This window comes from Acidovorax delafieldii (assembly GCF_007993815.1).
Lineage (GTDB): Bacteria > Pseudomonadota > Gammaproteobacteria > Burkholderiales > Burkholderiaceae_C > Acidovorax > Acidovorax delafieldii.
The window spans coordinates 231,464-244,655 of record NZ_VJWE01000012.1 but is presented as its reverse complement, the minus strand read 5'-3'; the positions used below and the strand labels follow the sequence as shown (position 1 = coordinate 244,655).

Annotated in this window: 12 protein-coding genes; 4 read left to right on the top strand and 8 right to left on the bottom strand. The window is 67.6% G+C overall.

Translation table 11 applies throughout. The annotated features are described in order from the left end of the window. Positions 1–123: 123 nt before the first annotated feature. The 4 genes from ATF69_RS10455 to ATF69_RS10440 form a co-directional block, all read right to left on the bottom strand. A complete protein-coding gene (locus ATF69_RS10455) occupies positions 124–831 on the bottom strand; it encodes an HAD family hydrolase (protein WP_146870883.1) in 708 nt (235 codons plus the stop codon). 59 nt (positions 832–890) lie between these two features. Beyond that, entirely contained in the window at positions 891–1,976 is a 1,086-nt protein-coding gene (locus ATF69_RS10450; RefSeq protein ID WP_099730279.1) for an ABC transporter ATP-binding protein, read from the bottom strand. Positions 1,977–2,153: 177 nt separating this feature from the next. Then, positions 2,154–3,491: a sensor histidine kinase gene (locus ATF69_RS10445; RefSeq protein ID WP_244303714.1), complete on the bottom strand. Its 1,338-nt coding sequence runs from the start codon at positions 3,489–3,491 to the stop codon at positions 2,154–2,156. A 56-nt stretch (positions 3,492–3,547) separates the two neighbouring features. Beyond that, positions 3,548–4,273 (bottom strand): response regulator transcription factor, encoded by a 726-nt coding sequence (locus ATF69_RS10440; protein WP_056744825.1) that lies wholly within the window; start codon positions 4,271–4,273, stop codon positions 3,548–3,550. A 200-nt stretch (positions 4,274–4,473) separates the two neighbouring features. Between ATF69_RS10440 and ATF69_RS10435 the strand changes: the two genes are divergently transcribed. Then, positions 4,474–4,809, top strand: a complete 336-nt coding sequence (locus ATF69_RS10435; RefSeq protein WP_233193749.1) for a DUF2845 domain-containing protein — start codon at positions 4,474–4,476, stop codon at positions 4,807–4,809. 48 nt (positions 4,810–4,857) lie between these two features. Here the strand turns inward: ATF69_RS10435 and ATF69_RS10430 are convergent, their stop codons facing one another. Then, positions 4,858–5,610, bottom strand: a complete 753-nt coding sequence (locus tag ATF69_RS10430) for a TOBE-like domain-containing protein (protein WP_099730281.1) — start codon at positions 5,608–5,610, stop codon at positions 4,858–4,860. 95 nt (positions 5,611–5,705) lie between these two features. Here ATF69_RS10430 and modA point away from each other — a divergent pair, with 95 nt between their 5' ends. The 3 genes from modA to modC are packed head-to-tail and all read left to right on the top strand — an operon-like array spanning position 5,706 to position 8,281. After that, entirely contained in the window at positions 5,706–6,473 is a 768-nt protein-coding gene (gene modA / locus ATF69_RS10425; RefSeq protein WP_208758717.1) for a molybdate ABC transporter substrate-binding protein, read from the top strand. 39 nt (positions 6,474–6,512) lie between these two features. Beyond that, positions 6,513–7,196 carry a molybdate ABC transporter permease subunit gene (gene modB, locus ATF69_RS10420; protein WP_146870881.1) on the top strand — a complete coding sequence of 228 codons (684 nt, stop codon included), beginning with the start codon at positions 6,513–6,515 and terminating at the stop codon, positions 7,194–7,196. Next, positions 7,193–8,281, top strand: a complete 1,089-nt coding sequence (gene modC / locus ATF69_RS10415) for a molybdenum ABC transporter ATP-binding protein (RefSeq protein ID WP_146870880.1) — start codon at positions 7,193–7,195, stop codon at positions 8,279–8,281. The genes modB and modC overlap by 4 nt, the downstream gene beginning before the upstream one ends. 63 nt (positions 8,282–8,344) lie before the next feature. Here modC and ATF69_RS10410 read toward each other — a convergent pair whose 3' ends face one another. The 3 genes from ATF69_RS10410 to ATF69_RS10400 all read right to left on the bottom strand — a co-directional run bounded on the left by ATF69_RS10410 (position 8,345) and on the right by ATF69_RS10400 (position 13,164). Further along, positions 8,345–9,967: a sensor domain-containing diguanylate cyclase gene (locus tag ATF69_RS10410; RefSeq protein WP_146870879.1), complete on the bottom strand. Its 1,623-nt coding sequence runs from the start codon at positions 9,965–9,967 to the stop codon at positions 8,345–8,347. A gap of 309 nt (positions 9,968–10,276) precedes the next feature. Beyond that, positions 10,277–12,388, bottom strand: a complete 2,112-nt coding sequence (locus ATF69_RS10405) for a TonB-dependent receptor domain-containing protein (protein WP_146870878.1) — start codon at positions 12,386–12,388, stop codon at positions 10,277–10,279. Between the two features lie 314 nt (positions 12,389–12,702). After that, positions 12,703–13,164 carry a hypothetical protein gene (locus ATF69_RS10400; RefSeq protein WP_244303700.1) on the bottom strand — a complete coding sequence of 154 codons (462 nt, stop codon included), beginning with the start codon at positions 13,162–13,164 and terminating at the stop codon, positions 12,703–12,705. Positions 13,165–13,192 lie beyond the last annotated feature (28 nt).

The window sequence follows — 13,192 nt, the reverse complement described above, 5'->3', positions numbered from 1 at the left end:
GGTGGGCGCCGATTGTCTCCCATGATCTCTGCCGACTCGGCGTGCTGCGCCCACCGCACTCCCATTTCTTGCTACATATTCAATAGCTATTAGCGCATATTCCACTAGCGCTTGACGCCGATTTCAGTCAATTCCCCGGCCTGGGCCCGCTGGGGGCGTATCTGCCGCGGCGCGGGGCGCATCCTCCGACAGCAGGGCCAGCAGCCCTTGCAGCCCCTCCACCCGGTGGTCGGCCAGAGGCCAGGGTTCGACCCCCGGCCGCACCGTCTGGACGGTGGTGGCCCCCGGGGCGCGCCCGGCCGACAGTTCGGACAAGGGGTTGTCGCCCACCACCAGCATCTGGCGGGGCGCGCAGCCCTCGCGGGCCAGGATCTGCTCAAAGAGGGCCTGCTTGCCATGCGCGGCGCCGGTGGGTGGTGCGTCAATCGCGTCGATGAGCACCTGTTCGAACCACGGGCGGATTCCCAGCGCATCGATCTTGCTGTCCTGCAGGCGCCGAAAGCCGCTGGTGACCAGGTAGCGCCGCAGCGGGATGCGGGGCAGCAGTTCGATGTCGGCGTAGCCTCGCAACGGCGCCTTCGCCTCCATCTGGCTGAACTGCTGCCACCCCGCCGCGCGCATCGCGGGCGTGAAATGGTGGCGCTCAGCCACCAGGTCGAACGCGGTGAACCAGCAGGCCTGCAGCGCTTGCTCAAGGGCGTCCGGGCTCAACGCGCCCTGGTTGGCTTGCCGCACAGCCTCGAAAGCGGGCTCGAACAAGGGCCCCACCGCCCGGGCATCCATCAGGCAGTTGTCCAGATCAAAAACAGCAACGGTGTAGTCCAAGGGCATCGCTCATCAAAAAAGTATCAGTGAACGGCGTGGCGCGTGACGGGCAAACGTCGCCCGCCTCATCCGGCCACGACGGACACCCCGTGGTCTGCCAGCGTCAGGCTGACCGGGGCCCCCACATCCAGCGGCAACTCCACCAGGGGCGACACCACAAAAATGGCGCCCAGGGCGCTGGCAAAGGTGTATTCCATGACGCTGCCCAGATAGGTGCAGCGGGTGACCCGCGCGGCCAGGCCCGCCGATGTGGCCGGGCCGATCACCCAGGCCTCAGGCCGCACGGCGATCTTGACCGGGCCTGCGGACAGTGCGGCGGGTGACGGCACACGCAGCGGGCCCAGCTGCGCATACCCGGTGGCTGCATTGCTGCCCGGGCTGGGCGCGTGGTTCTGGGCCGCGAACAGCATGGCCTCGCCCATGAAGCCGGCCACAAACTCGGAGGTCGGTTGCTCGTACAGCGCGCTGGGCACGCCGCTTTGGGCGATGGCGCCCCGGTCCATCACCACGATCTGGTCGCTGACGGCCAGGGCCTCGGACTGGTCGTGGGTGACATAGGCCACGGTGAGCTTCAGGCGCTGTTGCAGGGCCCGGATTTCCTCGCGCATGGAACGGCGCAGGCGGGCGTCCAGGTTGGACAGGGGTTCGTCAAACAGCAGCACGGCAGGCTCCAGCGCCAGCGCGCGGGCCAGGGCCACGCGCTGCTGCTGCCCGCCCGACAACTCGTGCGGCCTGCGCTGGTCCAGACCGTGCAGGCCCACGGTGTCGAGCATGGCACGCGCCTTGTCGCGCACCTGCTGTTTGCCCAGGCCCGACAAATGCAGGCCGTAGACCACGTTGTCGATGACATTCATGTGCGGAAACAGCGCGTAGTTCTGGAACACCAGGCTCACGTTGCGCTGCGCCGGGCCGAGGGGGGTCACGTCATGCCCGTCGATGAAGATGCGGCCCGATGTGGGAGATTCGAGCCCGGCAATCAGGCGCAGCGTGGTCGTCTTGCCGCAGCCCGACGGCCCAAGGATGGTGGTGAGCGTGCCGCGCGGCACGCTGAAGCTGATGTGGTCCACCACCAGCGGGGCGCCGGGCGATGCTCCATACCGCTTGCACACATCCCTGAATTCAATGCCGTGATGGCCCGCAGAGTTCGTCATGGTGCGTACGTTTTGGCGACTGCCATGTCTAAGGCCGATGGGAAGCTCAATGAACGACAACGGGCCCCATGAAACCGGCGCGCCCTGCGCCAGAGCAGCCGAGCAAGGGCCGCCCCGCAGCGAGGGCTGCGTCCCCCAGGGGGGAAGGCGCCGCAGGCGACACAGAGGGGCTTCATATCAACTTTCCCAGGCCACCACGGCATCCACGCCGATGACATGCCCCGCGTCCATGCGGTTGAACAGCGTGACCTGGGCGCCCATCGCCTCGGCAATCTGCCGGCAGATGGACAACCCCAGCCCCACCCCGCCCTTCCCCGCCGAAAACGGCTGGAACAGTCGCTGCCGCACGGCGTCGTCGATGCCTGGGCCCTCGTCCCACACCAGCACCTCGCGCCGCCCGGTGCTGTCGCGCAGCAGCACACCCAGCCGCCCATGGGTGGGCGTGTGGTGGATGGCGTTGGCCAGCAGGTTGCGCATCAGCTCGCCCAGCAGCGCTGCGTCGCCGGGTGCCCACAGCGTGTCAGGGCCCTCCAGCGCAAAGTCGAGCCGTTTGGCCGCAATCAGCGGTGCCAGCTCCATCACGGCCTCGCGGGCAATCGCGTTCAGGTCCACGATGGGCAGCTCGCCCATGCGCTTGAGCTGCTCCACCTTGCTCAGGCTAAGCAACTGGTTGGCCAGGCCCGAGGCGCGGTCCACGGTATGCAGCATCTGCTGCAGCGCATCGCCCACCAGCATGTCACCCGCCATGGCGGCCTGCAGCTGGGTGCGCAGCACGGCCATGGGGGTGCGCAGCTGGTGGGTGGCATCCGCCAGAAAGCGCCGCTGCTCCTCGATCCAGCGGCTCTGACTGTGTTGGAGCTCGGCAAAATGCTGCACGGCCGGAGCGAGTTCCGACGGGCCTTCGTAGATGCGGCCTGCGGTGCCCACAACGTCGCCGCTGGGCGGCCGCATCAGCGACACATCCGCATGCCGCAACCAGCCCGATGCCGCCCGCGCCAGCAGCACCGCCACGGTGGTCATCGCCAGTGCCAGCAGGACCACCCACCACAGGCCCGAGCCACCGCCCAGCAGGCGGCGCGCACCCGGCAGGCGCTCGCCCAGCGGGCGCGCCGCCTGGCGCACCACGGGCGCAGCCACGGCTTGCCCCTCCTTCACCCCGGTGGGCTGGTACAGGGTCACTGCCACCCGCACCAGTTGGTCCCCGACCTGCGCCAGGTAGAAGTGCACGGCACCGGGGTCACGCACCACCTCGGTGGGAGGCACGCGCGGCAGATCGGCGCTGCCAGCCAGGCGTTCGCCGTCCAGATTGCTCTCGCGGTACCAGACACCGGGCACGGGTTGGGCACGCAGGGAGGCGGCGGGCTCTGCTGATAGATCTGCAGGCCAGTGCGCCAGCGCCTGGCGCAAGGCCTCATCTTGTGCGGTGGCGTCATGCTGCACCTGATAGGTCCATTGCACCACGCAGATCACGGCCACCAGCCCCCACAGCGGCACCAGCCAGCCCACCAGCAGCACCCGCTGCAATGAGCCGCCCCGCGGCCGCCAGGGCCGCCGCTGCCACCACCGCAGCGTCACCGGGCCACCCCGCCCTTATCGGACTTGTCGGCTTTGTCCGTCTTGTGGGCGGCCATGCTGTCGGCATCGCACAGCAGGTAACCCACGCCGCGCAAGGTCACGATCTCGGCGTTGGTGCCCACCAGCTTCTTGCGCAGCCGGTGCACCACCACTTCCACCGCGTCGGCTTGCACCTGCTCGTCCGTGTTGGCAAACACCTGGGTGCGCAGCTCTTCCTTGCTGACCACCCGGTCCACGCGCGACATCAGCAGCCGCAGCAGCTCGGACTCCCGCTGCGACAGCTCCAGCGGCAAGGCATCGTTGTAGAACACGCCACTGCCCGGCTCGCGGTATAGCGCCCCGCAGCGCAACTGCCCGTCGCGCCCCACGCGGCGCGTCAGGGCCCGCAGCCGCGCCACCAGCTCATCCAGGTCAAAGGGCTTGGCCAGGTAGTCATCGGCCCCGGCCTCCAGTCCTGCCACCCGGTCCGTGACGGCAGCGCGGGCCGTCAACGCCAGTACCGGTGTGGTGCTGCCGCCATCGCGCAGGCGCCGCAGCACCTCCAGCCCGTCCAGGCCCGGCAGCGACAGGTCGAGCGTGATCACGTCAAACGCGGTGCGCCGCGCAGCCGCCAGGGCCTCCTTGCCATCGGCGCAGCACAACACCTCAAACCCACGGGCCACCAGACTGCGGCTCAGGGCCCCGGCCAGATCAAAATCGTCTTCGACCAACAGCAGTTTCATCCCCCGATCATGCCGCCTGTGGCGGGCTGGGGCCACTGTGCTTCTACGGACAGGCGATGAAAGCGAAGCGAAAGGCGGTGCACACCCCTCCACGGCTGTGCCGCTGTACAGTAATGCGCAGTATTTTCGAAACCGCCTCCATGAGATACCTCCGGAACCAGACAGCGCTGCCAGGCCTTCATCAAAGGACCTTGCAGCTGGTGGCAACCGCACTGGCCTTGTGCACGGTGCTGCCGGCCCAGGCCTCGCAGTCCCTGCGCTGCAATGGATCACTGGTGGGCAAAGGCGACTCTCCCGTGACGCTGCTGCAAAAATGTGGTGACCCCATCTACCGCCAGGGCGTGTGCGTTTCCATGCTGCAGCTGGGCTGGGTGGTGACGCCCTACCGCCCGGGCAGTCCCGCAGCGGTGCTGGCCAACCAGTGTGTGCCCATGGAAGAGTGGACGTACGACCGGGGGCCAGGCACCTTCCTGGGGGTGGTTCGCATCTACAACGGCACGATCGAATCCGTGCGCGACGGCGATCGCAGCAGGTAGCGGGGCGTGCTGGCCCGCCTGTCCAATGCGCTGGAAGGCCCTCAACCCTCAGGAAGCCGCGGCGATGACGATGCTGGATTCGTCAAAAACCGCCGTGGCTTGCTGGCCCGCTCGAACCTTGGCTCCTTCAGCGGCAAAGCCCACCAGCTGGATGCCGCTGGGCAGCTGTAGCACCACCTCGGGGGCGGCGCCGCGAGCGACGCTCCGCACCACCCCGGCCATGGCATTGCCTGCGGGACTGCCAGGGGCCGGGGCCACCTGAACCGCCGTCGCCTTGCACAGCGCCAGCACACCAACCCCTGCCTTCAAACCCAGCAACTGGGCGCTGACCCGCGTGATGGACGCATGCAGCGCCTGCCCATCCGCCAGCAGCAGCTGCACACGCACCTGCCCTCCCACGGCCCGCACCTTGCCCACGGTGCAAGGAAACTGGTTGCGCATGCTGGTGCGCAGCGCCAGTGCGGCGCGGCCGGTCGCTGCGTCGTCGTCGCTCTTCAATCGGCCCAGTACCTGCTGGCGTGCATCCGCCAGCGCATGGGCCGCCTGCAGTACCCGCTGGCCGGCTGGGGTGAGCGCGGCCCCGCCGCCGCCGCTGCCGCCCACCACCTTCTCCACCAGCGGCACCCCGGCCAGGTTGGTCAGCGTCTCCAGTGCCTGCCAGGCGGCCTTGTAGCTCACGCCCGCGCCCCGCGCCGCCTCGGAAATGGAGCCCACCTCGCCAATGCGGCGCAGGATGTCGATGCGCTTGTCCGTGGCCTCGTGGCCCAGCACCTCGGCCAGTGGCAGTGAAGAATTGCTCATGCGGGCATGTTAACTGGGTGGTACAGACGCTTGAGGCATCGCTGTTCATCAATGGAATAGCGCAGTAGCTGACATGCTACAGTCCCGCTATTCCAATGAAGAATAGCGAGATTGTCGTGAAGCGTTTCCTGTTGTCCCTGGCCGCCTCGTTGGCGATGGCGTTTTCAGCCCATGCGGGCGAGGTGTCAGTGGCCGTGGCGGCCAACTTCACGGCCCCGATGCAAAAGATTGCCCGCCTCTTCGAGCAGGACACCGGCCACAAGGCCACGCTGGCTTTTGGCTCTACCGGGCGGTTCTATGCGCAGATCAAGAACGGTGCGCCGTTTGACCTGTTGCTGTCCGCCGACGATGAAACCCCGGCCAGGCTCGCCAAGGAAGGCCTGGCGGTTGATGCCAGCCGTTTCACCTATGCCATTGGCAAGCTGGCCCTGTGGAGCAAGCAGCCCGGACTGGTGGATGCCCAAGGCCAGGTGCTCCAATCCGGCACCTTCGACAAGATCGCGCTGGCCGACCCCAAGCTCGCCCCTTACGGAGCCGCCGCAGTGGAGGTAATGACCCATCTGGGCGTGCTGAACACCTTGCGGCCCAAGTTTGTGCAGGGTGAGAACATTGCCCAGACCCACCAGTTCGTTGCCACCCAGAATGCCCAGCTTGGCTTTGTCGCCCTGTCGCAGGTGATGGCCGATGGCCGCCTGGTGGAGGGCTCGGTGTGGGCCGTCCCTGCAGCGCTCTACACCCCGCTGCGCCAGGACGCCGTGCTGCTGACCAAGGGCCAGGGTAACGCCGCAGCGGCGGCATTGATGCAATACCTTAAGGGCGACAAGGCGCGGGCGGTCATCCGCGGCTTTGGCTACGAGCACTGAGATACTCACACCCCATCCACGCCACCGCCCTTTTCCTTTATGCCTCTGGGCCCTGAAGCACTGCAAGCCATCTGGCTGACCCTGCAGCTTGCCACCCTCACCACGCTCGTGCTGCTGTTGATCGCCACGCCACTGGCTTGGTGGCTGTCGCAAACCGAGTCGTGGTGGAAGGGACCCGTGGGCGCCTTTGTGACCCTGCCGCTGGTGCTGCCGCCCTCGGTGCTCGGCTTTTACCTGCTGGTGGCGATGGGGCCCGCCGGGCCGCTGGGGCAGTTCACGCAGGCCATGGACTGGGGCCTGCTGTCGTTCACCTTCACGGGCTTGGTGATTGGGTCGGTGGTGTTCTCGATGCCGTTTGCGGTGCAGCCGCTGCAGCATGCCTTTGAGTCCATGGGTCGTCGTCCTATGGAAGTGGCTGCCACCCTGCGGGCTAGCCCGCTGGATGCGTTTTTTACCGTGGCCCTGCCGCAGGCCCGCACTGGCCTGCTCACCGCAGCCATCCTGAGTTTTGCCCACACGGTGGGCGAGTTTGGCGTGGTGCTGATGATTGGCGGCAACATCCCGGGCAAGACACGGGTGGTCTCCACCCAGATCTACGGCCATGTGGAAGCCATGGAATACGCCCAGGCGCACTGGCTGGCGGGCGGCATGGTGCTGTTCTCGTTCGTGGTGCTGCTGTGCCTGGCGCTGCTCAAGAACCGTGGCTCGCGGGTGCTGCCGTGAGTGCGCCCGGCGACCTGCGCATCCGGCTCGCGCTGCCGCGTGCCGACTTTGAACTGGATGTGGACCTGCACCTGCCCGGCAGCGGCATCACGGTGCTGTTTGGCGCATCGGGCTCGGGCAAGACCAGCGTGCTGCGCTGCGTGGCGGGGCTGGAGCGCGCGCACCCCGGCCTGGTGGTGGTGGCGGGCGAGGTGTGGCAGGACGATGCCACCCAGGTGTTTCTGCCCACCCATCAGCGGGCGCTGGGCTACGTGTTCCAGGAGGCCAGCCTGTTCGAACACCTGGACGTGCTGGGCAACCTGCGGTATGGCCTGAAGCGCGCCCGGTCTGCGCAGGCCGAGGCCACGCTGCAGACGGCCATCGAACTGCTGGGCATCGGCCGCCTGTTGCAGCGCCGGCCTGGCCAGCTCTCGGGCGGCGAGCGCCAGCGGGTGGCCATTGCCCGTGCCTTGGCAACTTCCCCCCGCCTGCTGCTGCTGGACGAGCCCATGGCCGCACTCGACCTGGCGCGGCGCCAGGAGATCATGCCCTGGCTGGAGCGCCTGCGCGACGAGCTGCACATCCCCATGCTGTATGTCACGCACTCTGCCGACGAACTGGCACGGCTGGCCGACCACCTGGTGGTGCTGGAGGGCGGTCAGGTCAAGGCCGCCGGGCCAGTGGACCAGGTGCTGTCGTCGGTGCACCTGCCCATGGTGCTGGGCGACGACGCGGGCGCGCTGCTGCGCGGCCAGGTGCTGGAGCGGGACACGGCCTGGCACCTGGCGCGCGTGGGTTTTGCCGGTGGCGCCATGTGGCTGCGCGACAGCGGCTTGCCGGTGGGCCAGGCGGTGCGGCTGCGGGTGCTGGCCCGCGACGTGAGCCTGACGATGCAGGAGCCCACGCAGACCAGCATCCAGAACCACCTGCCCTGCGTGATCGACTCGGTCGCGCCCGACGCCCACCCCTCGCAGGCGCTGGTGCGGCTGCGCTGTGGGGAGTCTTTTCTGCTCGCGCGGGTCACCCACCGGTCCCTGCATGCGCTGGGTGTGGTGCCCGGCAGCGCGGTGTGGGCCCAGGTCAAATCGGTGGCGATTGTTCCTTGAGGCGACCACCTGCGGCCCTGTAGCCCGGATCATCACGCCCTCGCCGGGCGTGGCCGCAACGCCCTATGGGGCCACGCACACGCCCAATGACTGACTTTTGGCCTGGTACATGGCAGTGTCTGCTGCGCGCAGGTAGTCGTCGACCGTCGCCAGCCTGGATGCGCTGGTGGCCAAGCCAACACTCGCGCCACTGATCACGGTGTGTTCGCCGATCACATAGGGCGCGGCAAGGGCGGCGGCGATCTGCTCTGCCCGTTGGCTGGCTTCAGCGGGGTCAATGGACTCCAGCAGCACATTGAACTCGTCGCCACTCATGCGGGCGACCAGATCCACCGCCCGCACGCAGGATTCGAGCCGCCGCGCCACCTGTTGCAATAGCTGGTCGCCCACATGGTGTCCGTAGCAGTCATTGACGGCCTTGAACCCGTTGAGGTCCAGCAGCAGCACGGCAAACATCGTGGCCCCACCGCGTATTGGCTCGCCATCACCATTCACCCCGTCGTTCTGGTGCAGCGCGATGAGTTGCGCGAGGCGATCGCGGAACAACGGCCGACCGGGCAAGTTGGTGAGCGCGTCGTAGGAGCTGCCACGCTCGGCCAGATCGCTCAACGAGCCCGCCATGCGCACGGGAACACCGTCTTCAAACTCGGCGAGCCCGCGCCAATTGACCCACACCAGCCGCCCCGCCCCGTGGAACGCACGGAAGTCCACCGAAAAGTTCGCGCTGTTTCCGGACAGGTGCCTGCGGTAGGCCTCCTGCACGCGAGCGCGATCCTCGCGATCAATCAGTTGCTCGAGAAAGCGCCAGCCTCCGTCGTACACATGATCGCGGCTACCCAGCCCGACGATCTGGAGAAAGCGCCCGGACACATGCAGGGCGTCCGTTCGCAAGTCCCAATACCAGATACCGTCATTGGATCCGCGGGTCGCCAGCGAATAGCGGTTTTCGGAGCGCAACAGATCGAGTTCGGTGTTCTTCTGCTGGGTGACATCGATCATCAGGCCGATCATGCGGTTCGGGCGACCCGGTTCGACCACTGCGCGGCACAGGTCACGCACCCACACGACCTTGCCCGACTTGGCAATCAGCCGGTAGCTCATCTCGTAGGCATGGCTGTGCGTGGCGGTGTAGGCGGCATCGTCGATCACCAAGGCCTCCTCCAGATCATCGGGATGCACATGCGCCCTCCAGAAGCCCGGGTCAGCCCGCCACTCCTCGACGGAGTAGCCGAACAAGCGTTCGACCTGTGGGCTCAGAAAGGTATTGCCCACCCCGATTTCAGCCTCCCACACCACGCCATCAATGGTTTCCAGCAAGCGCAGAAAGCGCTGGCGAATTTCCACCAGCACCTGCTCGGTGACCTCGGTGATCTCGATCAGGACACCCTGGCGGCTGATCACCCGCTCAGCCGCATCCGTCTCCGGGTGGAACTGCAGACGCACCCAGCGGTAGTCCGCGTCGGCAAAGCGCAAGCGGAACACCGGCATGCCCGAGCGCATGGTGCCGACGTCGTCGGGATGCACGAACTCCAGCAAAGACCTGCCAAGCGCCGCTGCCACCGAGTGGCCGGTGAGCTTGTGCCACGCCGGGTTCAGGTACGTGATCTCCCACAGCGCATCGGTCTGCACCACCGCCTCAGGAAGCAGTTGCAACAGGTTTGCGGACGGCGTGGGAGTGATGGGCATGCAGGGCTATTGCAAATGGGTCAGATTCATGCACGGCCACGCCGAACAAGTCCTTCGCGCGTCGCGCAACCCGGCGTTGGGCGGCCTGCTGCGATGCCAATCCCATTTCCGAATCGGGTGCGCGCCATCACCGGGACTGAGGCAGCGTCGCCTTGACGGATCGAAGAATCAACCACGTCAAAGCGAGTATGGCATGCATCCAAGTCACCTTTGGACTCGGTGATTTGGGTGGTTTGGGGACGGGAGGTGTGCAAGCCAGCAACGCCCTCCCCCGCCGCTGGCTCGCTCACATCACGACGGCATCACCCGTCAGAACGCCACCTTCACCCCCACCGTCAGGTTGCGCCCCATCAGCGGCGCTGCGTTCTTGATGAACGAGGTGTGCGCGTACGCCAGGCGGTCCGTCAGGTTGTTGGCCTTCAGGTACACCTGCCAGGGGGTGCCGCTGCTGAACTGGCCGTTGTAGCTCACGCCCAGGTTCAGCATGCCGTAGCCGGGCGTGGCGGTTTCAAAGTCGGCCACGCGGTTCTGGCGGGCCACCTGCACCCATTCCACCTGGCCTTCCCAGGCCTGCCAGTTGGCGTCCAGCCGCACACCGGCGCGGGTGGCCGGGATGCGTGGCAGCAATCCACCACCGTCCAGCTTGGCGCGCACGGTGTCGCCAAACAGGGTGATGCCCAGATTGCGTGTGAGGCGCTGGCGCACCTGGCCTTCGATGCCGGTGAAGGTGGCGTCGGCCTGGCTGTACTGCAGCAGTTGCAGGCCGTCTAGCTCGTCCAGGGTGCGGCCATAGATGTAGTTCTGGATGCGGTTGCGGAACACGCTCACGCCGAAGGTGGTGTCGCCGCTGGTCTTCTTCAGGCTCACATCGATGTTCTGCGAGATTTCGGAGCGCAGGTCGGCATTGCCCCGTTCGTACGTGCTGGTGGCCATGTGCAGGCCCTGGGCATACAGCTCTTCGGCCGACGGCGCGCGGCTGGCGCGGGTGAAAGAGGTGCCCACCTGGTAGCCCGGCGTGAACTTCCACACCGCGCCCAGCGACGCCGAGGTGCCGTTGTGGCTGCGCTCGATGCCGCTGGTCTGGGCCTCGGCCGTCTGGCGGTCGTGGCGCAGGGCGGCTTCAAAGCGCCAGTCGTTCCAGCGGTACTCTTCCAGCACGAAAAGGCCCGTCTTGCGGGTCACAGTGGGCTGCACATAGGCCTCCTCGCCCTCGGCGCTGAACTTGCGCTGCGAGGTCTGCAGGCCGATCACGCCCTTGAAGCCGCCGATGGGCTCGTGCTGCAGCTCGACGCGCGTGTCGTAGGCCTTGTTCTTGAAGGTGGTGCTGATGGCACCGTCTTCGACCTCGTCGTGTTTGTAGTCGGTGACACCCGCGCGCAGCCGCAGTGCCGAGAAGCCCGCAAACGGGTTGCGCAGCTCGCCCCGCACGTCAAAGCGCTCGCTGCGCAGGTCCACCACCGGCACATCGCCTGCGGCGGCGTCGTGGTCATGGCCGTCGGCTTCGTCGTCCGCGTGGGCGCCGCAGTGCAGGTGGTCGCCATGGGTGTGGCAGCCGTCAAAGCTGTGGTTGTGGCCGGGCAGACCGTACTTGGCGGTCTGGCGGGTGTAGGCTGCACCCAGGTAGCCCTGGTCGCCCACCCACGACAGGCCCACGCTGCCAGTGTCCGTGCGGTTGAAGCTGCCCAGCACCTTGCTGCCGCCCGACCAGCCCTTGCCCACGCGGTAGTCGCCCGCATCCCGCGCCACACCCTCCACATGCACGGCCAGATTGCCCGCCCCACCCGTCAGCGAAAAGGCCCCGGCGCCCTCGCCCGCCCCCGAGTTGGCGCGCAGCTCGGCACTGCCTTCGTAACCCTTTTGCGGAATGGCGGTGGGCACCTTGCCGTCCAGCACGTTGACCACGCCGCCCACGGCGCCGTTGCCATAAACCAGGGCCGAGGGGCCACGCAGCACCTCGATCTGCGTGGCCAGCAGTGGCTCGGACACCACGGCGTGGTCGGGGCTGATGGTGGAGGCGTCGTGCAGCTCGGCGCCATCGCTCAGCACCTTGACGCGCGGGCCGTCCATGCCGCGGATGATGGGCCGGCTGGCGCCCGCACCAAAGTGGCTGCTGGTGATGCCGGGCTCGCTGTTCAGCGTTTCGCCCAGCGTGGCCTCGCGGCGGCGCACCAGTTCATCCCCTTCCAGCACGGTGGCGGGGGTGGTCATGTCGCTGGCGCCCAGCTGCAGGCCGCTGGCCGACACGGTGACTGCAGGCAGACTGGGCGCAGCGTCAGCCGCCGCAGCGGGCGCGGGTGCAGTCTGCGCCTGGGTGGCAACGCTGGTGCCAGACAGCGCCAGCAGGGTCGCCAGGGCCACAGGGTGGAGCGCCGGGCGTGCACGGCGGGAAGCAAAGCGGTGGGTAGAAAAGGTGTGGGTCATGGTGGTGGCCTGCAACATGGCATGCGCGGCGCTGGCGGTGCCAACGCGCCTGCGCATGCCGACCCGCGCCCTGGGCGCGGGTTGATGAATAAAACCGCTGCAAGCGATAGTGAAATATGCGCTAGCAGCTATGAAAACAGGAGTAATGATGGGCGGCGCGCCGTGGTACGGCCGCTGGCAGCCGCCAAATCGGCCTGCATACAGCGGCTTGCATACCGCGCCCTGCGCCAGCAGGCACAACACCGCCGCGTTGCACTGCAAGGCACACAGCGGGGACGCCGGCTGAGAAGGTGGGGCTGGAGGTGCGCTGCGCGTCAGGCGACCGGTGGGCCGCGCGCATGGAACAGCGCAATGTGGGGTGTGCTCACCCGCCCTGCCGCATGCACGGCCGGCGGCAGCGGCGCATCGGCCGCAGGCAGCGCCAGCAGGGCGGCATGCAATGCGTCGCCCAGCGCCAGCTGGTCGAGCAACAGGCAGTCCACCGGCGCGTGGTGGGCCAGCAGATAGCGCAGCCACAGACCGTGGCCGGGTGTGGCAGCGGGGCGCGCAGTGGGGGCCAGGTCCCACGCCGGCTGCCCGGGCAACGAAGAGGGCGCGGCCAGCAGCCCAGCATGCGCCTGGTCCAGCGCGCCGCCGTGCACCACCTGGTGCAGCCGACCCAGCGTGGGCACCACCACCAATGCCAGCAGCAGCCACGCCAACGCAAGGCGTCGCACCGCTGCGCCGCGCAGGGCGGCGGACCGCAGGTGCAAAGGGCGAAGGAAGGCGCGGGTCACGTCAGGCAAAAAGGGAAAGGATTGCGGC